Genomic DNA, 23,262 nt, shown 5'->3' with positions numbered 1-23,262 from the left:
TGCAAAAGCATGTTACGCAGAACTCGATCCCATACGCAACTGCGAATGATTTGCATTATTGATTTGAAGGGGGCGCCGGCTGCCGATTGACGGCTAGGTGAACCGCGCACCACGGCGCCGCCGGTATGAGCGGCCAGGCGGCTGATGGCGCGAGCGCCTGATGCTTTCGCGAATCCGGGGGGCCGTCGGCATGGCGACGGATGGATGCAACGCTCGCGCTCTCGGAAGAGCCGATCAACGGCATGCTGAAGGAGCAGGGGGCGGGAGCGTTGACGACCGAGGGCGCCGCAAGCACGCCATCTCGTCAGCCGCGTTCCAGCTCACGGCCAGATGCGGCGGCATGTGGGGCGCCCTTGTGCAGCAGGCGCCTCAATGTTCGTTGAACGATAACCGCTTCTGGAACTCACCGAGTTGATGAGAAGCGAGTGGCAGGAGATCACGGTCGCGGCTTCCAGAAGGCCGACGGTCGGCTAAACTGGCAACGGGTCCCCAAATGGGGCAGCAGTTGTTACGCCGCCGGACATAGGTCTCAAGCCGTAGAGGTTTGGACTGAGCTCATGCCGGTTCGGCTGACGCGCGATAGGTTAGCTTGCTCTTCGTATCTACGTGGCTGGGTCAGCCCACTATCGAGCGTCGGCGCCCCAAGTTTGTGGAAGCCCTCAGTCGATTCGAATACGTCCGTCTTGCCTATCCGCCCACGTGCGCGTTGCCACCGTGCGCGGCGATGAACATGGCGACGGCCGACCGGCAATAGGATTCGATCTCGTTGCCGTCCTCTGCTCTCGTCGCATCGAAGCGTGCGATAAACAGGAGATCGGAGCCTTTGAAAAGCGCACCGAACAAGCGGGCGGACTGATGAGGATCAGGCACGTTCAGAGCCGCCTTCGCGTGCAACTGGCGCAACAGGGCCTCGATTTGAGCGATGACATAGGCGGGGCCAGCTTCGTAGTGGAGCTTGCTTAACGACTTTTGATTGGTCTTGTCGGCCATGATCATGGCTTCGAGACTGCGGACGTCCGGGCTCAACAGCGTGCGAAGCAGGGATGATCCCACCGCCATGAGCTGATCTTCGGCCGAACCATCCAAGCCTTCAATAAGAGCCAGTGGTGCAAACTGATGGCAGTGGGCAGCGATGGCCGCGCTGAACAGCGCCTCCTTGTTCTCGAAGTGCCGATAGATGCTGAGCTTGGATATGCTCGCTCGCTGGGCGACCATGTCCAAGGTCGTCGCTTGAAAACCCAATTCCACAAAGAGTTCGTACGCGGCGTCGACTATCGTTCGGCCAAGCGCTTCGTTGGCGGGCCGGCCGCGCCGGGCCTGACTGTTTTTGGTCACGACAATTACAGTCCTTGACAGTATCGCAATTCGTACATTACGATACCACTCAGTATCGAAAGTATGCAAGCCCGGCCTTGCCCGACCACAACACGGAGCCCATCCCCATGGATGACGTCATCATCATCGGCGGCAGTTTCGCCGGTCTCGCTGCCGCCCTTCAACTCGGCCGTGCCCGCCGCAAGGTCACCGTTCTCGATACCGGCCTGCGGCGCAATCGCTTTGCGGGCCGCTCGCACGGTGTGCTCGGCCACGATCACAAGCCCCCGTCGGACATCTGGGCCGAGGCGCGGCAGCAACTCGCGCGCTATCCCGCGATAAAAATGGTCAATGCCCGCGCCGACAGCATCACCGGTACCATCGACAATTTCTCCGTCCTCACTAGCGATGGCGAAAGCCTCAGCGCGCGCCGCCTGATCCTGAGCTATGGCGTTGTGGACCAGATGCCTGATGTTCCGGGTTATGCTGAAAACTGGGGCACATCCGTCATCCCGTGTCCCTATTGCGACGGCTTCGAAGTTGCCGACCAGCATTGGGGCCTTGTCTGGTCGGGTCCGCAGTCGATGAATCAGGTCAGGCTGTTTCACGATTGGACCGACAGGCTGACGGTCTTCGCCGATGGTCACGACATCACGCCCGAAATCCGGGCCGATCTGGCGGGCCGCCAGGTACCTCTCGTTGATGGCCGGATCACCGGGATCGCCCGCCACGGGAGCCATGGTGCCACCATCAAGCTCGATACCGGCCTGGATGTCGCAGTCGATATCCTGTTCGCGCATCCGCGTACCAAGCCGTCTGCAAGCCTGCATGATTCACTGGGCCTCGCCACGGTCAATACGCCAACCGGCATCGCCCTCAAGACTGACGAGCGGCGCGAAACCAGCGTGCCCGGCATCTACGCCGCCGGCGACCTCGCCAACCCCGGAATCCCCTCGGTCACCACGGCAACATGGCAGGGCGCGATGGCGGGGATCTTCGCCCAGCAGTCGATGCTCGCTTGAGTGCAAGCAGCCTCGATCACATCCGTTTCAATTTCACAACAGACCGGAGCGCCACCATGGCCGCAGCAAAACCATTCATACCTCTCGACGAGAAATTTCCGTTTAACCGCCAACTCGGTATCGCAGCGGCGCCTCTCGTGCTCATCAACCTTTTCACGGTCGTCGATCCCGCTGACGAAGCGGGCTTCCTGGATGCTTTCAAGGCGGCTGCCGAGGTAATAACGAAGGCACCGGGCTTCATCTCCATGCAACTACATCGAGCGATCGGCGATAGCCCGACATATCTGAACTATGTGGTGTGGGAATCCACCGAGGCGGTCCGCGCTGCCTTCACTGATCCCGCGTTCCTCGCGAAACTTCCAGCATATCCGTCATCGGTCGAAGCCAGACCGCACCTGTTCCAGAAGGTCGCCGTCCCCGGCTTCTGCACGGCCTGACTTGGGAAATACGGCAAGGCGCGATGACGGGTATCTCGGCCCGGCAGTCGCTGCTTGTTTTGAGAGCGCAGATCGGAGGATGAGCATGGCCGTCGAACCGGACAGCGCGGGTGTGCGCTTCCCTCCGCCCTTGGTCTATCTGGGAGCGCTGCTGCTGGGGCTCGCGGCAGAGCGGTTCGTCCCCCTGAGCTCTTTCGGCATCGACGGGCGGTTGCTGGTCGCGATGGGCTCGCTGCTGTTCGTTGCCGGCGCGGCGATAATGCTTGTGGCGGCAGGTCTGTTCCGACGGCTGGGCACCAACGTTCGGCCAACGCAGCCAACGTCCCTCATCGCAACGACGGGTCCCTATCGGTGGACCCGCAATCCCATGTATCTCGGCATGGTGCTTATTTATGCCGGCCTTGCGATCGGCCTCGACGGGCCCATCGCACTCGCCCTGCTCCCGTTGGTGCTGATCGTGATCCAGACGCAGGTGATCGCCCGCGAGGAGCGCTATCTCGAGGCAAAGTTCGGCGACGACTACCGCCGCTACAAGGCCGAGGTTCGTCGATGGCTCTGACTATTCCGCCGCGGCCGCCTGCGGGACTGGCTGTGCTGCCAATGGCCGAATGTGAGTTCGTGAGCCGTCGCCGAGATCGGCCCGCCTTCAATGGAAGCTATTCGATCCTTGGCACCCAAGAGCGGATCGTCTGGCTACGGCCCCATGCCGGCCATTCGTCGTTGCCTCAGTGAACTTCTGGCGCCCCGCTGATCGCCGACCTCAACCCTTCTTCGCGGGCGCCTGCCTCATTACGTCGAGATAGTCAGCCCACGCCTGCATCATGCGCACGCGCTCTTCCCAGTATTCGGCGGCGTGGGTGTAGGCGCGGCGGATGGCGTTGGCGTCTTGATGCGCGAGCTGCCGTTCGATGGCATCTGCGCTCCATTGGCCCATCTCGTTCAGCCGAGTCGCGGCCATCGCCCGAAAGCCGTGTGAGGTCATCTCGCTCTTGTCGAAGCCCAGCCGCCGAAGGGCGGCGTTTAGGGTGTTCTCGCTCATGCCGCGATCGTCCGAGCGCAGGCTGGGAAATACGAAGCGGCCTGATCCGGTGAAGGGGCGCACCTCGTCGAGAACAGCCAGCGCTTGCCGGGCCAGGGGCACTTTGTGCGGGCGCCGCATCTTCATTCGCTCAGGCGGGATGGACCAGACGGCCGTTTCAAGGTCGATCTCGCTCCACTCCATCAGTCGAAGCTCACCGGGGCGCACAAAGGTGAGTGCCGCCAGCTTCAGCCCCGATGCCGTCAGGAAGTTACCCTGGTAGTCATAGATTGCCCGCATCAAGGCGCCGATCGCCTTTGGCTTGATGATCGCGGAGTGGTGCCGGGTCTTCGGGGCGATAAGGGCGCCGCGCAGGGGATGCGTGGGATCGATCTCGGCCTTCTGCGTACTCACCGCATAGCGGAACACGCGGCTGCAGATTCCCCGCAGGCGCCGCGCCGTCTCAAACGTCCCGCGCCCTTCCACCTTCTTGAGGAGTTCCAGCACCTCAGCGGGTTTGATCTGGGCAATGGGGCGGTCGCCCAAGGCCGGGTAGGCGAAATCCTCAAGCAGCCAGCGGGCCTTGTTGAGCGTCGCTCCGGCGCGGCCCTCGGCGGCCATCTTCGCTAGGTACTCGGTCGCGAGCGCCTGAAAGGTGTGCTTCGAGACGGCATCGCTTTCCGCCTTGTCCTGCTTGCGCTGCGCGGCGGGGTCGACGCCAGCGGCGAGGACGGCCTTCGCCTCGTCCCGTCGCTCCCGTGCGCCCTTGAGCGATACAGCGGGTTAGGCGCCGAAAGAGAGTTGCTTCTGCTTGCCGTCGAACCGGTAGGCCATGCGCCACAACCGGCTGCCCGAGGGGCTGACGAACAGGTGGAGGCCACCGCTATCGGACAGTTTTTGGGGTTTGTCCGTTGCCTTGGCGTTTTTGCAGGCCGTGTCCGTCAGTGCCATGGGTGTTGGCATTCGGTTTGTGTTGGCATCGGCGATGCCAACAAATATGCCAACAAAAGCGTTGGATGCCAACGGATCGCGTCGGACTGTCCCAAACGAAAAAGCCGCCTAAACCCTTTGGTTTTAGCGGCTTTTCGGTCGTCTCAGGACCGTCTCGGACGGTCAGATGGTGCCCAGGAGAGGACTCGAACCTCCACGGTGTTACCCACTGGTACCTGAAACCAGCGCGTCTACCAATTCCGCCACCTGGGCACTGTGCCTTGCGGCACGGCGGCGACACATAGTCGGGAGGCATCCGTCTTGTCAACGTGGCTTTGGCGATGTCCCCCGTTGCGGCGCGTTTTTATTCGTCCTCGGATTTCCCCGGATCCCCATCGAGGTCTTCCGTGCCAGCTTCCGCGGCGGATGGGGTGGGCGCGGCCGGTTCCGCATGTGCGTGGTATACACGCGCGCTGGACGATGGGACGGCGGCGCGCTAATCCTCACCCATCCCAATCGCCGGGCCGGGAGAGAATGGACATGGTCGACGCCGCCGCCAATGAACTGCCGCTGGAAAGCGAAGCCGAGCTGGTGAAGCGCGCGGCGCCGATGGATCGGCTGGTCACCGTCTTCGGCGGTTCCGGCTTCGTCGGCCGTCATGTGGTGCGCGCGCTGGCGCGGCAGGGCTGGCGCATCCGCGTCGCCGTCCGCCGGCCGGACCTCGCCGGTCATCTCCAGCCACTCGGCGCCGTCGGCCAGATCATGCCGGTGCAGGCCAATCTGCGCTATCCCGCCTCGGTGCTGCGCGCCGCGGAGGGCTCGCAGGTGGTGATCAACCTCGTCGGCATCCTGCATGAGGGCGGCCGGCAGAGCTTCGAGGCGGTGCACGGCTTCGGCGCCCGCCAGGTTGCGCTCGCCGCCCGCGAGGTCGGGGCGCGGCTGATCCATGGCTCGGCCATCGGTGCCGATGCCGCCTCCACCGCGCTCTATGCCCGCTCCAAGGCGGCCGGCGAGGCGGCGGCGCTGGAAGTGCTGCCGGAATCGGTGATCTTCCGGCCCTCCATCGTGTTCGGCCCGGAAGACGGCTTCTTCAACCGCTTCGCCGCGATGTCGCGGCTGTCGCCCTTCCTGCCGCTGATCGGCGGCGGGCATACGCGCTTCCAGCCGGTGTTCGTCGGCGATGTCGCCGAGGCGTTCGCCAAGGCGGTGGACGGGCTGGCGCGGCCCGGCACGGTGTATGAGCTCGGCGGGCCGGAAGTGCTGACCTTCCGCCAGCTGATGGACATCACCCTGAAGGAAATCGACCGCAAGCGGTTGCTCATCCCGGTGCCGGGTGCCATCGCCTCGTTGCAGGCGCGCGTCCTGGAACTGCTGCCGAACCCGCTGCTGACCCGCGATCAGGTCAAGCTGCTCGCCTATGACAATGTGGTCTCGGAAGCGGCGAAGGCCGAGGGACGCACGCTGGAGGGCCTCGGCATCCGCCCAACCGCGCTCGGCGCCATCCTGCCGTCCTATCTCTGGCGCTACCGCAAGGCCGGCCAGTTCACCCGGCCGGAAGCCGCCTGAACCGATCGATCCGTCCGAAGAAGCAAAAGCCGCCGGCGCGGGGTGCGTCCGGCGGCTTTTCTTTTGCGCGGCCTCAGCCGACCAGAGCCAGCGCGACGAGGCCGACGCCGCCGACCGCGATGCGCCACCAGCCGAACGGCGTGTAGCCGTGCTTCGACACGAAGGTGAGCAGCGAGCGCACCACGGCGAGCGCGGCGACAAAGGCGGCGATGAAGCCGACGGCAATGATGATGCCGTCATCGGCCGAGAGCGCGTCGCGGTTCTTGTAGAGGTCGTAGGCGAAGGCCCCCGCCATGGTCGGCAAGGCGAGGAAGAACGAGAACTCGGCGGCGGCGGGCTTGGAGGCGCCGAGCAGCAGGCCGGCCACGATGGTCGAGCCCGAGCGCGACACGCCGGGGATCATGGCAAGGCACTGGGCGAAGCCGATCTTCAGCGCCAGCGACTTCGGGAAGGCCATGGCGTCGGTGTGGATCGGGCGGATCTTCAGCGTGTCGACCCAGAGCAGCACGATGCCGCCGAGGATCAGCGTCACGCAGATCAGCGCCGGCGATTCGAACAGCACGCTCTTGATGAAGCCGTGCGCCAGGGCGCCGATCACCGCCGCCGGCAGGAAGGCGATGACGATGCCGAGCACGAAATTGCGCGAGCGCTGGCTCGACGGCAGCGTGACCAGCACCTGCCAGAAGCGCTGGAAATACACCACGAGGATGGCAAGGATGGCGCCGAGCTGGATCAGCACCTCGAACACCTTGCCCTGGCTTTCGAAGCCAAGGAAATGCCCGGCGAGCAGGATGTGGCCGGTCGAGGAGACCGGCAGGAACTCGGTGAAACCTTCGAGAAGGCCGAGCAGGAAGGCTTCGATCAGCGTGCCGAACGACATTGGGGCGGGATCCGTCTGATGCGGGGCGGAGGAGGGGAGAGGGACCCGGAGCCGGATCGCGCGCATCCTGTCTGCTTCGCCGGTTTCGATCAACGTGCCGTTGTGGCAGGTCGAAGGGCTGGAGATATCCGGCGCCGCGGCGGATTTTCGCGGAGAGACGCGCGCTCAACACTTTGGCAACACGAATCCGCCAAAGAGCATGGCTCCATTCGGGATTGGTCGGCGTTGTAGGCACTTACAGCGTTGGGAGAGTGCATCGATGAAACGAATTCTCGCCGCCGCGGCGCTGCTGCTGGCGTTGGGCGGCAGCGCCTTCGCGCAGGAGCGCGGCTACGTCACGACGAACGTCAATCTGCGGGCCGGGCCCGGCACCGTCTATCCCGTGGTGGTGATTCTCGAAGGCGGCACGCCGCTCGGGATCTATGGCTGCATCGACGACTACAGCTGGTGCGACGTCGACTGGCGCGGCTATCGCGGCTGGATCGCCGCGCAGTATCTCGGCTACGACTATCGCGGCCGGCGCGTCGACTTCTACGATTACGCGCCCACCATCGGCGTGCCCATCGTCGCCTTCAGCTTCGGCGATTATTGGGGCCGGTATTATCGCGGCCGCCCCTGGTACTCGACCTATGACCGCTGGGGTCCCCCGCCGCCGCGTGGCTATGGCGGCCCGCCGCATGGCGGGCCGGGCTACGGCCCCCCGCCTCCGGGCTATGGCCATGGTGGCTGGAATAATGGCGGCTGGAACAATGGCCGCCCGCCGCAGGGCGGCGGCAACTGGGGCGGCCCTCCTCCCGGCGGTGGTCCGGGTTGGAACAATGGCGGCTGGAACAATGGCGGCGGCCGTCCGCCGCAGGGGCAGCCGCCCCAGCCGCGTCCGCCTCAGGGCGGGCCGCCGCCGCAGGCGCAGCCGCCTCAGCAGCGTCCGCCCCGGGCCCAGCCGCCGGCCGCGCCGCCGCCCCAGCAGCAGCAGCGTCCGCCGCGCAACCAGCCTCAGGGCCAGCCGCAGCAGCGTCAGCCGCGGGGCAGCAGCCCGTGCGAGCGCAACCCGAACATGGCCATGTGCGACAGATGAACCGTCGCGCGGCGAGGAATGGCGCCCCGTCCGGCGGGGCATGAGACGGCAGGCCCGGGCCGCGAGGTCCGGGTTTGCGCATTCCGGTGCGTCGCACACTTGAAATAATCGGGCCGCTCCTGTAGAGGGTGCGGCCTTCAAGAACCGCCCGGCTACAAGGGCTGCCGTGGCGGTTCGAACGCTCACACTAGATTGGGCCGGTTGCCTCGCGAGAGGAACCCGTGCCTGTGGAGACCGAGCCAAATGCCCAAGATGAAGACCAAGTCCGGAGCGAAGAAGCGCTTCAAGCTCTCCGGCACCGGCAAGGTGATCATGGCCCAGGCAAACAAGCGCCACGGCATGATCAAGCGCACCAACAAGCAGATCCGCGACCAGCGCGGCACCACGGTCATGTCCGAGCGTGATGCCTTCAATGTTCGCAAGTTCTATCTGCCCAACGGCTGACGCCACCCCTTAGCCAGTTCCGAGGAGAACTCCCATGGCACGTGTCAAGCGCGGCGTAACTTCCCACGCCAAGCACAAGAAAGTGCTCAATGCGGCGAAGGGCTATTTTGGCCGCCGCAAGAATACCATTCGCGTCGCGAAGCAGGCCGTCGAGAAGGCGCAGCAATACGCCTATCGCGACCGCAAGGTGAAGAAGCGCAATTTCCGCGCGCTCTGGATCCAGCGCATCAACGCGGCCACCCGCGAGCTCGGCTTCACCTATGGCCGATTTATCGACGGTCTCGGCAAGGCCGGGATCGAGGTCGACCGCAAGGTGCTCTCGGATATCGCCATCCATGAGCCCGCCGCCTTCGCGGCGCTGGTCGAGCAGGCCAAGGCCGCGCTGGAAAAGCAGGCCGCCTGATCTCCCGATAATGCCGGGACCGGAAAAATGAAAAGCCCCGCGCGCAAGCGTTGGGGCTTTTCGCGTTGAGGGCGCATCCGCGCGCTCGCGGTGGCTTTGCCCCACTGTACGCCGCGGGTATAAGCGCCTCGCCTGTCCGCCGTGCCCTTCCTGCGTCATCGCTGGCGAGCCCGGCAATGCCGAACCCGTTCCGCCGAGGATCCGTCATGTCCGTCGCCACCCTTCCCGATCTCGACGCACTGGAGCGCGAGCTCATTCCCGGCATCGCCGCCGCTGCCGACGAGGCGGCGCTGGAGGCGATCCGCGTCGCTGCGCTCGGCAAGAAGGGCTCGGTGTCCGAGCTGCTGAAAAGCCTTGGCGGCATGAGCCCGGAGGAGCGCAAGACCGCCGGCCCTGCCATCAACGGCCTGCGCGACCGCGTCAATGCGGCGCTGACCGCCCGGCGCGGCGAGCTCAAGACCGCCGCGCTGGCCAGGCGCCTGGAAACCGAGCGGGTCGACGTCACGCTTCCCGTGCGCGAGACGCCGGCCGAGCTCGGCCGCGTCCATCCGATCAGCCAGGTGATCGACGAGCTCACCGCCATCTTCGCCGACATGGGCTTCTCGGTGGCGGAAGGCCCCGACATCGAGGACGACTTCCACAACTTCACCGCGCTGAACTTCCCCGAGGGACACCCGGCGCGCGAGATGCACGACACTTTCTACCTCCCGACGAAGGAAGACGGTTCGCGCCTCGTGCTGCGCACCCACACCTCGCCGGTGCAGGTGCGTACGATGCTGTCGAAGAAGCCGCCGATCCGCGTCATCTGCCCCGGCCGCACCTATCGCTCCGACAGCGACCAGACCCACACGCCGATGTTCCATCAGGTGGAGGGCCTCGTCATCGACAAGGGCTCCAATCTCGGCCACCTCAAATGGATCCTTGAGGAATTCTGCAAGGCGTTCTTCGAGGTCGACAATGTGAAGATGCGGTTCCGTCCGTCCTTCTTCCCGTTCACCGAGCCGTCCATGGAGGTCGACATCCAGTGCGACCGCTCCCGCCCCGGCGAGATCCGCTTCGGCGAGGGCTCGGACTGGCTGGAGATCCTCGGCTGCGGCATGGTGCACCCGAACGTGCTGCGCAATTGCGGGCTCGACCCGGACGAGTATCAGGGCTTCGCCTGGGGCATGGGCATCGACCGCATCGCCATGCTGAAATACGGCATGCCGGACCTGCGCGCCTTCTTCGAGGCCGATGTCCGCTGGCTCGCCCATTACGGCTTTCGCCCGCTCGACTTCCCGACGCTGGCCGGCGGCCTGTCGAACTGATCGCGGAGAGGACAGACACATGAAATTCACCCTCTCCTGGCTGCGCGAGCACCTTTCCGGCAGCTATACGCTCGACGACGTGACCGGCACGCTCAACCGCATCGGCTTCGAGGTCGAGGGCGTCGAGGACAAGGCGGCCAAGCTCAAGGGCTTCACCATCGCCTATGTCGTCTCCGCCGTGCAGCACCCCAATGCCGACAAGCTGCGCCTGTGCATGGTCGACACCGGCGCCGGTGAGCCGGTGCAGGTGGTGTGCGGCGCGCCCAATGCCCGCACCGGCCTGAAAAGCGTGTTCTCGCCGCCCGGCACCTACATTCCCGGCAAGGACATCACGCTCGGCATCGGCACGATTCGCGGCGTCGAGAGCCGGGGCATGCTGTGCTCGGCCGCCGAATTGCAGCTTTCCGAGGAGCATGACGGCATCATCGAGCTGCCCGACGACGCGCCGGTCGGCGCGGTCTATGTCGACTGGCTCGGCGTCGACGATCCGGTGGTGGAGATCGCGGTGACGCCGAACCGCGCCGACGGGCTCGGCATTCACGGCATCGCCCGCGACCTCGCGGCCGCCGGCATTGGTGAGCTCATCGAGGACGAGATCGCTCCGGTAAAGGGTGCCTTTCCCTGCCCGGTCTCGGTGACCATCGAACCGGGCGCGCCGTGCCCCGCCTTCGGCCTGCGGCTCATTCGCGGCGTGACGAACGGCGCTTCGCCGGAATGGCTACAGGCCAAGCTGCGCGCCATCGGCCTGCGACCGATCAATGCGCTGGTCGACGTCACCAACCTGCTCACCTTCGACCAGAACCGTCCGCTGCACGTCTTCGATGCCGCCAAGGTGCACGGCAATCTTGTCGTGCGCCGGGCCCGCGAGGGCGAGAGCCTGCTGGCGCTCGACGGCAAGACCTACACGCTCGACCCGTCGATCTGCGTCATCGCCGATGATCGCGCGGTGGAATCGCTCGCTGGCGTGATGGGTGGCGAGGAGTCCGGCTGCGACGAGGCGACTGTCGACGTGCTGGTCGAATCGGCGCTGTGGGAGCCGATCAACATCGCCCAGACCGGCCGCAAGCTCGGGTTGAATTCGGATGCGCGCTTCCGCTTCGAGCGCGGCATCGACCCGGCCTTCACCGTGCCGGGGCTGGAGCTGGCGACCCGGCTCATTCTCGACCTCTGCGGCGGCGAGGCGTCCGAGATCGTGCTGGCCGGCGCCATTCCCGACACCACGCGCGTCATCGACTTCCCGCTCGGCCTCACCGAGAAGCTCACCGGGCTGGTGGCCTCGGACGCCGAGCAGGTGGAGACGCTGGAAAAGCTCGGCTTCAAGGTCGAGGGTACGTCCGGCACGGTGCGCGTCACGCCGCCGTCCTGGCGCGGCGACATCGAGGGCAAGGCGGACCTCGTGGAGGAGGTGCTGCGCATTGCCGGCCTCGACCGCGTGCCCTCCATTCCCTTCCCGCGCGACGAGACGGCCCGCAAGCCGGTGCTCACCACGCTGCAATTGCGCACCCGCAAGGCCAAGCGCGCCCTGGCGGCAAGAGGGCTGGTGGAAGCCGTCACCTGGTCCTTCGTATCGAAGCCGCAGGCGGAGCTGTTCGGCGGCGGCAAGCCTGAACTGGCGCTGGCCAACCCGATCGCTTCCGATCTCTCCGACATGCGCCCGAGCCTGCTGCCGGGCCTCATCCGCGCCGGCCAGACCAATGCCGATCGCGGGCTTGGCGACGTGGCGCTGTTCGAGGTCGGGCAGGTGTTTCGGGGGGACCGCCCGCAGGACCAGTTCATCGCCGCGACGGGCCTGCGCCGTGCCTTCGCGAAGCCGGCCGGCACTGGGCGCCACTGGTCGGCCAAGGCGGCTCCGGTCGATGCGTTCGACGCCAAGGCCGATGCGCTGGCGGTGCTCGCCGCGGCCGGCGCGCCGGTGGCGAATCTGCAGATTTCGACCGACGCGCCTTCCTGGTTCCATCCCGGCCGCTCCGGCACTTTCCGCCTTGGGGCAAATGTGATCGGCCATTTCGGCGAGCTGCACCCGTCCGTGCTTGAGGCGCTGGACGCCGACGGCCCGCTGGTCGGCTTCGAGGTGCTGCTGGACAGGATCCCCGAACCCAAGGCCAAGGCGACCCGCGTTAAGCCGCTGCTCGACCTCGCCGCCTTCCAGCCGGTCGAGCGCGATTTCGCCTTCGTGGTGGCGCGTTCCGTCGCGGCGGGTGACATCGTCAAGGCGGCGGCCGGCGTCGACCGCAAGCTGATCGCCGGCGTCAACGTGTTCGACGTCTATGAGGGGCCGGGGATCGATGCCGACAAGAAGTCGGTGGCGCTCTCTGTCACGTTGCAGCCGCGCGAGAAGACGCTGACCGACGCCGAGATCGAGGCGGTCACGGGCAAGATCGTCGCCGAAGTGACGAAGAAGACCGGCGCCAGCCTGCGCGGGTGAAAGTTCGGGCCGGCGTCACGCCGGCCCGGCGCTCACCAGCCGCAGCGCCTTTTCGGCGGCGATTTCGCCGGAGTCCCACGCGCCGTTGAGCGTGCCCCAGTCATTGGTCGCGGTGTATTCGCCGGCCAGCAGGATGCGGCTTTGCACCGGCTCGGCGAACAGCCGGCGCTGGGCGCCCTGGCCGGGGAGGGCGGCGGCGATGGCACCGCGGATCAGCGGGTCGCTGGTCCAGCGCGAGCAGGCGACCTCGGTGACACCCTCGCCATGGGCATGGCCGAAGGCGGTGTCGAGGAAGCTCCGCGCCAGCCGCCGCGCCGCGGCTTCGCCCTTCTCGCCGATCTCGCGGGCCGCCGCGCCGCCGAAGGTCAGCACATGCAGGTCGCTGCCGTTCACCCGCCCGCGCAGCAGAGCGGGGGCGGTGTCGCCGCTCACCTTCGCCAGCACGTTTTCGTCCGCCTCCAGTTGCAGCGGATTGCCCGGCAGCTGGAAAGCCACCTGTTCGAGCGCGCCCGAGGGGACCGCCCGGAAGGCGCCGGCCAGCCGCGGCGGCAGCGGCGGATTGAAGCGGATGGCGCCGGCCGCGACCACCGCCGCCGGCACGGCGAGGATGACAGCGCGGGCGCGGATCTGCGAGCGCTGGCCGGCAAGGCTCAGCGTATGCATCCGCCCGGCATTGGTGATCAGCGTCACCTGCGCATGGGTCTGCGTGCTGAGCCAGGCGCCGAGCGATTCCAGCACGGCGCCGACGCCGATCGGGCTGGTGGTATCGTCCGGCGGCACATGGCGCAGCGACAGGTCGAGGCTGGAAAGCTCCGCCAGAGCACGCCCGCAGCTGAGCGGACCGATCAGCGCGGCCACCGTCGCCGACCACTCGCCGGGCGCGGTCAGCATGGTCGAGGCGGCCGGATCCTTGCCGCCGTCCGCCGCCGCCAAAATGTCCCGCCGCGCCCGGCCGAGCGCGGCGGTGAAGGCGTCATAGCGCCCCGCGCGGGCCTCGCGCCCATCGATGAACAGGCGCCGCCCGCTGGGCAAGGCGGTCGTCGGAAGCTTGCCGGCATCGGCGGCCGCCGCGAGCCCGCCGCCACTGCCGAAGCTGCCGGCACCGAGGTCGAACACCTGCCCGAAGGCGGTGTCGGTGCGTGCCCGCCCGCCCAGCTTCGGGCCGGCCTCCAGCAGCACATAGGAACGCCCCGATTCGGCAATCTTGCGCGCGGCGGCGATGCCGGCGGCGCCACCGCCGACGATCGCCACATCGACATCGGTGATACTGGCCTGTGCCCACGCGGTCCCGCCGAGCGGCACGGCGAGCGCGGCACCCGCGCTGGCGGCGAGCAGCCGGCGGCGGGTGAGGGACCCGCGCGAGGGGAGTTTATCGCTCGGGGCGGATTCGTTCATGCGTCAGGCGACCTCGACAGGATATTCCAAGGCTAGCACGACGGTTCCGGCGGGCGAAGCCGGCCACCGCGATCGCGCTGGATCGTGAGCACCTTCTCCCCGGATGGATTCCGGTGTCCCCTCGGAAGGTCGGCTAAGTACCTGTTCCGAATCATGTTTTGTTCGCGGCGGAACGAATCGGGACTCGGCGTGTGAATCGAAAATTGCAAGCCCCGAATTCCGCCTGACGTAAAGGCATTTCCGGCGGCGCGCGGGCGTGCTTAGTTGGGGCGCCTGTCGGGTATCGAATCGATCATGCTGCAAGACGCGTACAGAGCCCTTATCCTCACATTCTCCCGCGACTACCGCTCGTTCCTGATCAGGTCGGGCGGGCTCGCCATCGGCCTCCTGGTCGCGCTCGGCATCGGCGCACATTACGGGCTGACCTATTTCGTCACGCTCGACATGCGCTGGGCGGAAATCACGGTCGACATATTGGGGACGATCGGCATCGTCGTCGCCGCCATATTCCTGGTGCCCCCCGTCACCTCGCTGGTCGCCGGCTTCTTCCTCGACGAGGTCGCCGACAAGGTCGAGGGCAGTGAATTCCTCGATCAGGCGGTAGGAACCGCGCTGCCCGTCGGCCGGTCGATCTGGCTGTCGGTCAAGTTCTTCGGCCTGATGATCGCGGTGAACCTGTTGGCGCTGCTGCTCCTGCTGGTGCCGGGCGTGAACCTCGTCGTGTTCTATGTCGCCAATGGCTATCTGCTGGGGCGCGAATATTTCCAGCTCGCCGCCATGCGCTACCGCGACGAGGACCAGGCGGCGCTGGTGCGGCGCCACCATGCGCTGGCGATCTTCCTCGCCGGGCTGATCATCGCCGGGCTGGTCTCGATCCCCATCCTCAACCTGATCACGCCGATCTTCGCCACCATCTTCATGGTGCTGCTGCACAAGCGGCTGACGAGGTCGCGCTCCTACGCCAGGACACGCCCGCGCTAGACCGCGGTCTTCTCCGGCCAGCGGCACAGGTCGGCGATGAGGCAGCGCAGGCAGTCGGGCTTGATCGCCTTGCAGACGTAGCGCCCGTGCAGGATCAGCCAGTGGTGGGCGTGCAGCTTGAAGCGGTCGGGAATGACGCGCTCCAGCCCGAGCTCGACCTCCAACGGCGTCTTGCCGGGGGCGAGGCCGGTGCGGTTCGCCACTCGGAACAGATGGGTGTCGACCGCGATGGTAGGCAGCTGGAAGGCGATGTTGAGCACCACATTCGCCGTCTTGCGCCCGACGCCCGGCAGTTCTTCCAGCATGGCGCGGTCCGGCGGCACCTGCCCGCCATGCTGCGCGATCAGTCGGCGGGAAAGCTCGACCACGTTCTTCGCCTTGCCGCGATAGAGGCCGAGCGTGCGGATGTGGCCGGCGACGCCTTCCTCGCCGAGCGCGACCATCGCCTCGGGCGTCGGCGCCGCCGCGAACAGGCCGCGCGTCGCCTTGTTCACCCCGGTGTCGGTGGCCTGCGCCGAGAGCACGACCGCGACCAGCAGGGTGAAGGGGTCGTGGTAGTCGAGTTCGCCCTTGGGCTCGGGATCGGCGGCCTCGAAGCGGGCGAAGGCGGTGGTGACTTCCTCTCTCGTCCACGGGTGGAAGCCGCCGCCAATGGCCGCGGCGGCGGCATTGGCGACCGCGCGGCGGCGCGCCGGGCGTGTGGTGGCCTGTTCTTCAAGGAGCGCTTGGGCCTTCGCCGCGAGCTTCGGCCCGGCGGCGCGTCCCGGCTTGCGGGCGGCGCCTTTCGGCGTCACCGCCGTCTTGCCCGCTGCCGAGCCCGCGCGCGGGCGCTTCGGCGCCGAATCCTTGTCACCATCCGCCATTTCCGACCTATAATGCCCGCCCATGAGCGCTGCCAAGAGCCACGATTCCGGCGGGTCCGCCGCACCGATGAACTGGGATGACGAGCCAGCGCTGTTTGAGGCGCGGTTCACGCCCTATCGCTCGCTCGACGAGCGCGGCTTCCTCATCGTCATGGCCATCGTGGCGGGCATCAGCTTCGTCTGCGGCTTTGCCTTCCTGCTGATGGGGGCCTGGCCGGTGTTCGGAGTGTTCGGGCTCGACGTGCTGGCGATCTGGTGGGCGTTCCGCCTGAACTTCCGCTCGGCCCGCGCGGTCGAGGAGATCGTCGTGACGCCGAGCCTGATCACCGTGCGCCAGGTCTCCGCCAAAGGCGAGACGCGCGAGGCGCGGATGAACCCGCTGTGGACGCGGCTCGACAAGGAGCTGCACGAGGATTTCGGCGTGCAGAAGCTCACGTTGCATTCGCGCGGGACGCCTGTCGTGGTCGGCGGCTTCCTGCACACGGCACAGCGCGAGGAGCTGGCTCTGGGCCTGTCGCAGGCGCTGAGCGCGGCCAAACGCGGTATCGATCGCGTCGCCTATTAGCGGCGGCGAACGCATCGCGTCGAAATCGGGTGGATGGTTCCACGATGGCGTGGTCCGATAGGGCAGACAGCAGGAGAACGACCGTGCTTGCTCCCAATCTCGATGCCGCCCATCCGCTGGAGATCGCCGCCGCCGATTACGAGATCGTGCGCCGGGCGGTCGAATATGTGAATCTGCGCTTCCGCGATCAGCCGGAGGTCGAGGAGATCGCCCGCGCCTCCGGCGTCAATCCGCGCGCGCTGACCGAGCTGTTCCGCCGCTGGTGCGGCCTCACCCCGAAGGACTTTCTGCAGGCGGTGACGATCGACGCCGCCCGGCGGGTGCTGTCGGAATCCGACAATGTGCTCGACGCCGCCTATGAGGTGGGCCTGTCCGGTCCCGGCCGGCTGCACGATCTCTTCGTCGTGCATGAGAGCATGTCGCCCGGCGAATGGAAGACCGGCGGCGCCGGCCTCGTGGTGCGCTACGGCTTCCACGCCTCGCAATTTGGCATGGCACTGGCCATGGTCACGCCGCGCGGCCTGTGCGGCCTTGCCTTCGCCGACGAGGGCGAGGAGGACAAGGCGCTGGCCGACATGCGCCGGCGCTGGCCGAACGCGATCTATATCGAGGATCCGCTGGCGACGCGGCCTTACGCGGTGCGCATCTTCGAGCGGCAGAACTGGAGCCTCGACGACCCGCTGCGCATCGTCTTCATCGGCACCGATTTCGAGGTGCGGGTGTGGGAGACGCTGATGCGCATCCCGCTCGGCAAGGCCACCACCTATTCCAGCATCGCCGGCTGCGTCGAGCGGCCGAAGGCGGCGCGCGCAGTGGGCGCGGCGATCGGCAAGAACCCGATGTCCTTCGTCGTGCCGTGCCACCGCGTGCTCGGCAAGGACGGCGACCTCACCGGCTATCACTGGGGCCTCACCCGCAAGCGGGCGATCCTCGGCTGGGAAGCCGGCCAGCTCTGCCAGGAATGGGGCGGCCTGTGAGGGCGAGGGCGTGTGGCGCCCTCGCTCAGTTCAGTGCGTGACCGATTTCGAGAACAGGTTCACCACCAGCACGCCGGCGATGATCATGGCGAGGCCGATGAGTGCCGGCATGTCGAGCTTCTGGCCGTAATAGATCCACGACACCAGCGTGATCAACACGATGCCGAAGCCCGACCAGACGGCATAGGCGATGCCGGTCGGCACCGTGCGCAGCACGATGGACAGGCACCAGAAGGCGAAGACATAGCCGATCACCGTGATCACGCTCGGCACCAGCTTGGTCAGCCCGTCCGAGCGCGACAGCGCGGTAGTGCCGACGACCTCCGCGGCGATCGCGATCAGCAGCAGCCCATAGGTGGCGAGCGAGTTCACGGGGGTGCCCCTCCGGCGGCGGATCAGTCCGCGAGGTCGACGACGCTCTCGACGGTGGAATCCGCCTTCAGCCGATAGATCACCGGCACCCCGGTGGCGAGCTCGCGCTTCATGATGCTTTCCGGCGTGTGGTTCTCCAGCACCATGATCAGCGCGCGCAGCGAATTGCCGTGCGCGGCGACCAGCACGCGGTTGCCTTGCAGCACCTTGGGCAGGATCTGCGTGACGTAATAGGGCAGCACGCGGGCCACCGTGTCGCGCAGGCTCTCGCCACCGGGCGGGGAGATGTCATAGGAGCGGCGCCAGATGTGCACCTGTTCCTCGCCCCACTTCACGCGGGCATCGTCCTTGTTGAGGCCGGCGAGGTCGCCATAGTCGCGCTCGTTCAGCGCCTGGTCGCGCACGATCGGCAATGCGGTCTGGCCGAGTTCGGTCAGCGCGAGGTCGAGCGTCTTCTGCGCGCGGGTGAGCGCCGAGGTGAAGGCGATGTCGAACTGGTAGCCGTCGGCCTTCAGGCGCGCGCCGGCCTTTTTCGCCTCCTCGACGCCGAGCGCGGTCAGGTCGGGGTCGCGCCAGCCGGTGAAGAGGTTCTTCAGGTTCCACTCGCTCTGGCCGTGGCGGACAAGCACAAGGAGGCGTTCGGACATCGGTTCGTTCTCCGTTCGGTCAGATGTCGCCGAGGCCGAGCACGTCGGCCATGGAATAGAGGCCCGGCTTGCGGCCGCGTCCCCAGCGGGCGGCGGCGAGCGCGCCGCGGGCGAAGATGCCGCGATCCTCGGCCTTGTGCGCCAGCTCGATGCGCTCATGCGGCCCGGCGAAGATGACATTGTGCTCGCCCACCACCGAGCCGCCGCGCAGCGTGGCGAAGCCGATGTCGCCGGCGCGCCGGGCGCCGGTGTGGCCGTGGCGGGAGAACACGCCGTTCTCCGCGAGGCTGACGCCGCGTCCCTCGGCAGCGGCCTGGCCGAGCAGCAGCGCGGTGCCGGAGGGCGCGTCGATCTTGGCGCGGTGGTGCATCTCGACGATCTCGATGTCGAAGCCTTCGTCCAGCGTGCGCGCCACGCGCTTTACCAGCGCCGAGAGCAGGTTGACCCCGAGGCTCATATTGCCGGACTTGACGATCGCCGCATGGCGCGCGGCCGCCGCGATCTTCTCGTCGTCCTCGGGCGAGCAGCCCGTGGTGCCGACGACGTGCACGATGCGGGCCTGCGCGGCGAGCGCGGCATGGGCGACGGTGGCGGCGGGCACGGTGAAGTCGATCACGCCCTCGGAGGCGGCGAAGGCGGCCAGCGCGTCGTCCGTCACCTTGATGTCGAAGGGCGGCAGCCCGACCAGCTCGCCGACATCCTTGCCGAGCCATTCGCTGCCGGGGCTGTCGACGGCGGCCGACAGGACGAGGTCGGGCGCCTCGGCGATAGCCCGGATGACCGCGCGCCCCATGCGGCCACCCGCACCGACGACCACGAGCCGCATCTGCGTCATGTCAATGAATTCTCCGCTTGCCTGATGGCGTATAGCGGCCTTGGGCCGTCACGAAAAGTGCTTGATCGCCGGTCATTCTGCGCGATGATCGGCTCGCGGCTTGACGGGCGTGCGGCGTGGCTGTACAGGTCGCGCAACTTTTCGAAGGAGTGGCGCCGAGATGCGCAAGAATATTATCCTTATCGTAGGACGGCGCGTCGCCGCGGAGCTTGCCTGACAGCAGCTCCGCCTAACGGTGACGCGCGAAAATGGCCCCTCTCGGGGCCTTTTGATTTTCTGGACACCCGTACACGCAAGACCAAAGTAAAGCTCAGAGGAACACGACCATGATGCGCGAGATGACCGGCGCCGAAATGGTGATGCAGGCCCTGATCGATCAGGGCGTCGAACACATGTTCGGCTATCCCGGTGGCGCGGTGCTGCCGATCTACGACGCCATGTTCCACCAGAACCAGGTGCAGCACATCCTCGTGCGCCACGAGCAGGGCGCGGTGCACATGGCGGAGGGTTATGCCCGCTCGTCCGGCAAGGTCGGCGTCGTGCTCGTCACCTCGGGCCCCGGCGCCACCAATGCCGTCACCGGCCTCACCGACGCCCTGCTGGATTCGATCCCGCTGGTCTGCATCACTGGCCAGGTGCCCACGCATCTGATCGGCTCGGATGCGTTCCAGGAGTGCGACACGGTCGGCATCACCCGGCCCTGCACCAAGCATAACTACCTCGTTCGCGACATCAACGATCTCGCCCGCGTGCTGCACGAGGCGTTCTATGTCGCGCAGAACGGGCGTCCGGGCCCGGTCGTCGTCGACATCCCGAAGGACGTGCAGTTCGCCAAGGGCATGTATGTCGGCCCCGAGAACATCCAGCACAAGACCTACCAGCCGCGCCTGAAGGGCGACCCGGAGAAGATCCGCGCGGCGGTGGAGATGCTCGCCAAGGCGAAGCGGCCGATCTTCTACACCGGCGGCGGCGTCATCAACTCCGGCCCCGAGGCCAGCCGCCTGCTGCGCGAGATCGCCCGTCTCACCGGCTATCCCGTCACCTCGACGCTGATGGGCCTCGGCGCCTATCCGGCCTCCGACAAGCAGTGGCTCGGCATGCTCGGCATGCACGGCACCTATGAAGCCAACATGGCGATGCATGATTGCGACGTCATGGTGTGCGTCGGCGCGCGCTTCGACGACCGCATCACCGGCCGCCTCGATGCCTTCTCGCCGAACTCGAAGAAGATCCACATCGACATCGATCCGTCCTCGATCAACAAGAACGTCAAGGTCGATCTGCCGATCATCGGCGACGTCAAGCATGTGCTCGAGGACATGCTCACCGTGTGGCGCGGCATGAAGGCCGAGCCGGACCGGCGCGCCATTGCCGACTGGTGGGTGCAGATCGACAAATGGCGGGCGCGCAAGTCGCTGTCCTACAAGACCTCGTCCGGCATCATCAAGCCGCAGCAGGCCATCAAGGCGCTGTACGACCAGGTGAAGGACAAGGACGTCTACATCACCACGGAAGTCGGTCAGCACCAGATGTGGGCGGCGCAGCACTTCCACTTCGAGCAGCCCAACCGCTGGATGACCTCCGGCGGCCTCGGCACCATGGGCTATGGCCTGCCCGCCGCCATCGGCGCGCAGGTGGCCCATCCCGGCAGCCTCGTCATCGACATTGCCGGCGAGGCCTCGATCCAGATGTGCCTGCAGGAACTCTCGACCGCGCTGCAGTTCAACCTGCCGGTCAAGATCTTCGTGCTGAACAACGAATATATGGGCATGGTGCGCCAGTGGCAGGACCTGCTGCATGGCGGGCGCTATTCGCATTCCTACTCGGAATCGCTGCCCGATTTCGTGAAGCTGGCCGAGGCCTATGGCGGCGTCGGCATTCGCTGCGACAAGCCGGGCGATCTCGACGGCGCCATCAAGGAGATGCTCAGCATCGACCGCCCGGTGCTGTTCGACTGCCTCGTCGACCAGAAGGAAAACTGCCTGCCGATGATCCCGTCCGGCAAGGGCCATCACGAGATGATCCTGCCCGACAATGCCGAGGCGCTCGACGACGCCATCGACGAGGAAGGCAAGATGCTGGTGTGAAGGAGGCCTTGCCGTCGCCCGCTCTCTTCACCTCTCTCCATTGGGGAGAGGTCGACCGCTTAGCGGTCGGGTGAGGGGGGCGGCTGCGGAGCGTCGAAGGCCCCTCACCCCAACCCTCTCCCCGACGGGGAGAGGGGGTTACCTCCCTCTTCTTCCAGAGTTCCCCATGCCCCCCGTCAATCACGAAGCTCCCGAGCGCCACACCCTCTCCATGCTGGTCGACAACGAGCCGGGCGTGCTCGCCCGCATCGTCGGCCTGTTCTCCGGGCGCGGCTACAACATCGACAGCCTGACCGTCTCGGAGGTCAGCCACGATTCCAAGCTCTCGCGCATCACCGTCGTCACCACGGGCGCGCCGATGATCATCGAGCAGATCAAGAGCCAGCTCGACCGGCTGGTGCCGGTCCATCGCGTGGTCGACCTCACCGTGGTCGGCAAGGCGGTGGAGCGCGAGCTCGCCCTCATCAAGGTGCGCGGCAAGGGCGAGATGCGGCAGGAGGCGCTGCTGATCGCCGAGAGCTTCCGCGCCCGCACGGTGGACACCACGCTGGAGAGCTTCGTGTTCGAGATCACCGGCAAGCCGGAGAAGATCGACCAGTTTGTCTCGCTGCTGGAGCCGCTCGGCCTCGTCGAGGTCTCGCGCACCGGCGTCGCCGCCATCGGCCGCGGCCCGGAGGGTATGTGAGCGCGCGATCATGAACGAGCGGGCCGCCGCCGTGCAGGCCGTGGCGGCGGTCGGCAAGCCGTTCTGGCTGCAGGCGGCGCCGTTCCTGTTCCTGCTGCTGTGGTCGGGCGGCTTTGCCGTCGGCAAGATCGGCATCCTCTACACCGGCCCGTTCACGCTGCTCGCTTTGCGCTACGGTCTGGTGCTGGTCGTGCTGCTGCCGCTGCTGGCGTGGTTCCGCCCCGCGCTTCCGCGCACGCGGCGCGCCTGGATCAATCTCGCCGTCGTCGGCTTCCTCATCCAGGTGCTGTATTTCGACCTGAGCTATTTCGCGTTCCGCTATGGCATTTCGGCCGGCGCGCTGGCCCTCATCGTCTCCATGCAGCCCATCGTCGTCGGGCTCGCCGCGCCCGCCTTCGCCGGCGAGCGGGTGGGGCTGCGGCGCTGGGCCGGGCTGCTGCTCGGGCTGGTCGGGGCGGCGCTGGTCATCGTCTCGCGCGCGGCGGTGGAGGTCACCTCGCCCGGCGTGATCCTGCTGGCGGTCGGTGCGCTGTTCGCCATGTCCGGCGCCTCGCTCTACGAGAAGCGCTTCGGCCTGCCCCAGCACCCGCTGGTCACCAACAGCGTGCAATATGCCGTGGGCTTCATCTGCACGCTGCCGCTGGCGCTGTTTCTCGACGACGGCCATGTCGACTGGTCGGTGCCTTTCATCGCCGCGCTGGCCTATCTGGTGATCGGCAACTCGCTCATCGCCATCTCGCTCTATCTCGCGATGATCCGCGCCGGCGAGGTCTCGAAGGTCTCGGCGCTGTTCTTCCTCGTGCCGCCCTGCTCGGCGCTGATCGCCTTCGCGCTGCTCGGCGAGGCGATGCCGCTGCTCGCCTGGGCGGGCATGGCGCTGGCCGCCTCCGGCGTCGCGCTCGCCTCGATCCAGCGGCTGCCCTGGCGCGGGATACTGCGGATCCGCCGCTGAATCGGTGCCGTCGGTGGCTTGCGGAGGGACAGGGCCTCATGTAGGAGAGAACCGTAACGTACGGTACGGACATTTCGAGGCA

The 23,262-nt window shown here is 66.8% G+C and carries 24 protein-coding genes, 1 tRNA gene and 1 pseudogene; 15 read left to right on the top strand and 11 right to left on the bottom strand.

All coding sequences use genetic code 11. From position 1 onward, the window contains the following. Positions 1-687: 687 nt before the first annotated feature. Positions 688-1,335, bottom strand: a complete 648-nt coding sequence (locus ACO2RV_RS04290) for a TetR/AcrR family transcriptional regulator (RefSeq protein WP_423290175.1) — start codon at positions 1,333-1,335, stop codon at positions 688-690. Between the two features lie 107 nt (positions 1,336-1,442). On the opposite strand from ACO2RV_RS04290, the gene ACO2RV_RS04285 reads away from it, so the two are divergent. From ACO2RV_RS04285 to ACO2RV_RS04275, 3 genes are all read left to right on the top strand, one after another. Further along, positions 1,443-2,336, top strand: a complete 894-nt coding sequence (locus ACO2RV_RS04285; protein ID WP_423290173.1) for an NAD(P)/FAD-dependent oxidoreductase — start codon at positions 1,443-1,445, stop codon at positions 2,334-2,336. Between the two features lie 56 nt (positions 2,337-2,392). Beyond that, positions 2,393-2,773, top strand: coding sequence for an antibiotic biosynthesis monooxygenase family protein (locus ACO2RV_RS04280; protein WP_423290171.1), 381 nt, complete (start codon positions 2,393-2,395; stop codon positions 2,771-2,773). A gap of 85 nt (positions 2,774-2,858) precedes the next feature. Then, positions 2,859-3,332 carry a methyltransferase family protein gene (locus ACO2RV_RS04275; protein ID WP_423290169.1) on the top strand — a complete coding sequence of 158 codons (474 nt, stop codon included), beginning with the start codon at positions 2,859-2,861 and terminating at the stop codon, positions 3,330-3,332. Positions 3,333-3,533: 201 nt separating this feature from the next. Here the strand turns inward: ACO2RV_RS04275 and ACO2RV_RS04270 are convergent, their stop codons facing one another. The 4 genes and pseudogenes from ACO2RV_RS04270 to ACO2RV_RS04255 all read right to left on the bottom strand — a co-directional run bounded on the left by ACO2RV_RS04270 (position 3,534) and on the right by ACO2RV_RS04255 (position 4,994). Then, positions 3,534-4,166: a tyrosine-type recombinase/integrase gene (locus ACO2RV_RS04270; protein ID WP_423291030.1), complete on the bottom strand. Its 633-nt coding sequence runs from the start codon at positions 4,164-4,166 to the stop codon at positions 3,534-3,536. Beyond that, positions 4,167-4,433: pseudogene (locus ACO2RV_RS04265) on the bottom strand (phage integrase central domain-containing protein); the annotation flags it as partial. A gap of 141 nt (positions 4,434-4,574) precedes the next feature. Beyond that, on the bottom strand, positions 4,575-4,742 hold the full coding sequence (locus tag ACO2RV_RS04260) for an Arm DNA-binding domain-containing protein (RefSeq protein WP_423290167.1): 168 nt from the start codon (positions 4,740-4,742) through the stop codon (positions 4,575-4,577). A gap of 167 nt (positions 4,743-4,909) precedes the next feature. Beyond that, positions 4,910-4,994: transfer RNA gene (locus ACO2RV_RS04255), tRNA-Leu, on the bottom strand. Between the two features lie 267 nt (positions 4,995-5,261). Between ACO2RV_RS04255 and ACO2RV_RS04250 the strand changes: the two genes are divergently transcribed. After that, a complete protein-coding gene (locus tag ACO2RV_RS04250; protein ID WP_423290165.1) occupies positions 5,262-6,287 on the top strand; it encodes a complex I NDUFA9 subunit family protein in 1,026 nt (341 codons plus the stop codon). Positions 6,288-6,360: 73 nt separating this feature from the next. On the opposite strand, the gene ACO2RV_RS04245 is transcribed toward ACO2RV_RS04250, so the two are convergent. Beyond that, entirely contained in the window at positions 6,361-7,167 is an 807-nt protein-coding gene (locus ACO2RV_RS04245; protein ID WP_423290163.1) for an undecaprenyl-diphosphate phosphatase, read from the bottom strand. 259 nt (positions 7,168-7,426) lie between these two features. Here ACO2RV_RS04245 and ACO2RV_RS04240 point away from each other — a divergent pair, with 259 nt between their 5' ends. From ACO2RV_RS04240 to pheT, 5 genes are all read left to right on the top strand, one after another. Beyond that, positions 7,427-8,242, top strand: a complete 816-nt coding sequence (locus ACO2RV_RS04240) for an SH3 domain-containing protein (protein WP_423290161.1) — start codon at positions 7,427-7,429, stop codon at positions 8,240-8,242. A 243-nt stretch (positions 8,243-8,485) separates the two neighbouring features. Beyond that, positions 8,486-8,686 (top strand): 50S ribosomal protein L35, encoded by a 201-nt coding sequence (gene rpmI, locus ACO2RV_RS04235; RefSeq protein WP_183191402.1) that lies wholly within the window; start codon positions 8,486-8,488, stop codon positions 8,684-8,686. A 34-nt stretch (positions 8,687-8,720) separates the two neighbouring features. Further along, complete coding sequence (gene rplT / locus ACO2RV_RS04230) at positions 8,721-9,089, top strand: 50S ribosomal protein L20 (protein ID WP_423290159.1); 369 nt, start codon at positions 8,721-8,723, stop codon at positions 9,087-9,089. Positions 9,090-9,295: 206 nt separating this feature from the next. Next, positions 9,296-10,396, top strand: coding sequence for a phenylalanine--tRNA ligase subunit alpha (pheS, locus tag ACO2RV_RS04225; RefSeq protein WP_423290157.1), 1,101 nt, complete (start codon positions 9,296-9,298; stop codon positions 10,394-10,396). A 19-nt stretch (positions 10,397-10,415) separates the two neighbouring features. Next, positions 10,416-12,821 (top strand): phenylalanine--tRNA ligase subunit beta, encoded by a 2,406-nt coding sequence (pheT, locus tag ACO2RV_RS04220; RefSeq protein ID WP_423290155.1) that lies wholly within the window; start codon positions 10,416-10,418, stop codon positions 12,819-12,821. A 15-nt stretch (positions 12,822-12,836) separates the two neighbouring features. On the opposite strand, the gene ACO2RV_RS04215 is transcribed toward pheT, so the two are convergent. Next, on the bottom strand, positions 12,837-14,216 hold the full coding sequence (locus ACO2RV_RS04215) for a flavin monoamine oxidase family protein (RefSeq protein WP_423290153.1): 1,380 nt from the start codon (positions 14,214-14,216) through the stop codon (positions 12,837-12,839). A 294-nt stretch (positions 14,217-14,510) separates the two neighbouring features. On the opposite strand from ACO2RV_RS04215, the gene ACO2RV_RS04210 reads away from it, so the two are divergent. Beyond that, entirely contained in the window at positions 14,511-15,197 is a 687-nt protein-coding gene (locus ACO2RV_RS04210) for a sulfate transporter family protein (protein ID WP_423290151.1), read from the top strand. Here the strand turns inward: ACO2RV_RS04210 and nth are convergent. Next, positions 15,194-16,060, bottom strand: coding sequence for an endonuclease III (nth, locus tag ACO2RV_RS04205; protein ID WP_423291028.1), 867 nt, complete (start codon positions 16,058-16,060; stop codon positions 15,194-15,196). The genes ACO2RV_RS04210 and nth overlap by 4 nt on opposite strands. 22 nt (positions 16,061-16,082) lie before the next feature. Between nth and ACO2RV_RS04200 the strand changes: the two genes are divergently transcribed. Next, the gene (locus ACO2RV_RS04200) at positions 16,083-16,625 is read left to right on the top strand and encodes a DUF2244 domain-containing protein (protein WP_423290149.1); all 543 of its coding nucleotides are present in this window, start codon (positions 16,083-16,085) and stop codon (positions 16,623-16,625) included. An 83-nt stretch (positions 16,626-16,708) separates the two neighbouring features. After that, the gene (locus ACO2RV_RS04195) at positions 16,709-17,602 is read left to right on the top strand and encodes a methylated-DNA--[protein]-cysteine S-methyltransferase (protein WP_423290147.1); all 894 of its coding nucleotides are present in this window, start codon (positions 16,709-16,711) and stop codon (positions 17,600-17,602) included. A 30-nt stretch (positions 17,603-17,632) separates the two neighbouring features. Here the strand turns inward: ACO2RV_RS04195 and ACO2RV_RS04190 are convergent, their stop codons facing one another. The 3 genes from ACO2RV_RS04190 to dapB are packed head-to-tail and all read right to left on the bottom strand — an operon-like array spanning position 17,633 to position 19,456. After that, positions 17,633-17,950, bottom strand: a complete 318-nt coding sequence (locus ACO2RV_RS04190; RefSeq protein WP_423291026.1) for an SMR family transporter — start codon at positions 17,948-17,950, stop codon at positions 17,633-17,635. Between the two features lie 47 nt (positions 17,951-17,997). Then, the gene (locus ACO2RV_RS04185; RefSeq protein WP_423290145.1) at positions 17,998-18,621 is read right to left on the bottom strand and encodes a 2,3-bisphosphoglycerate-dependent phosphoglycerate mutase; all 624 of its coding nucleotides are present in this window, start codon (positions 18,619-18,621) and stop codon (positions 17,998-18,000) included. A gap of 19 nt (positions 18,622-18,640) precedes the next feature. Then, positions 18,641-19,456, bottom strand: a complete 816-nt coding sequence (gene dapB, locus ACO2RV_RS04180) for a 4-hydroxy-tetrahydrodipicolinate reductase (RefSeq protein WP_423290143.1) — start codon at positions 19,454-19,456, stop codon at positions 18,641-18,643. A gap of 326 nt (positions 19,457-19,782) precedes the next feature. Here dapB and ACO2RV_RS04175 point away from each other — a divergent pair, with 326 nt between their 5' ends. From ACO2RV_RS04175 to ACO2RV_RS04165, 3 genes are all read left to right on the top strand, one after another. Beyond that, positions 19,783-21,543 carry an acetolactate synthase 3 large subunit gene (locus ACO2RV_RS04175; protein WP_423290141.1) on the top strand — a complete coding sequence of 587 codons (1,761 nt, stop codon included), beginning with the start codon at positions 19,783-19,785 and terminating at the stop codon, positions 21,541-21,543. Between the two features lie 166 nt (positions 21,544-21,709). Next, positions 21,710-22,228: an acetolactate synthase small subunit gene (gene ilvN / locus ACO2RV_RS04170; RefSeq protein ID WP_423290139.1), complete on the top strand. Its 519-nt coding sequence runs from the start codon at positions 21,710-21,712 to the stop codon at positions 22,226-22,228. A gap of 10 nt (positions 22,229-22,238) precedes the next feature. Beyond that, the gene (locus ACO2RV_RS04165; RefSeq protein ID WP_423290137.1) at positions 22,239-23,180 is read left to right on the top strand and encodes a DMT family transporter; all 942 of its coding nucleotides are present in this window, start codon (positions 22,239-22,241) and stop codon (positions 23,178-23,180) included. Positions 23,181-23,262: the final 82 nt, after the last annotated feature.

Source organism: Ancylobacter sp. VNQ12, from assembly GCF_049445835.1.
Taxonomy (GTDB): Bacteria; Pseudomonadota; Alphaproteobacteria; order Rhizobiales; family Xanthobacteraceae; genus Ancylobacter.
Note: the sequence above shows the minus strand (reverse complement) of the source record. Positions and strands in the feature narration are given on the sequence as shown.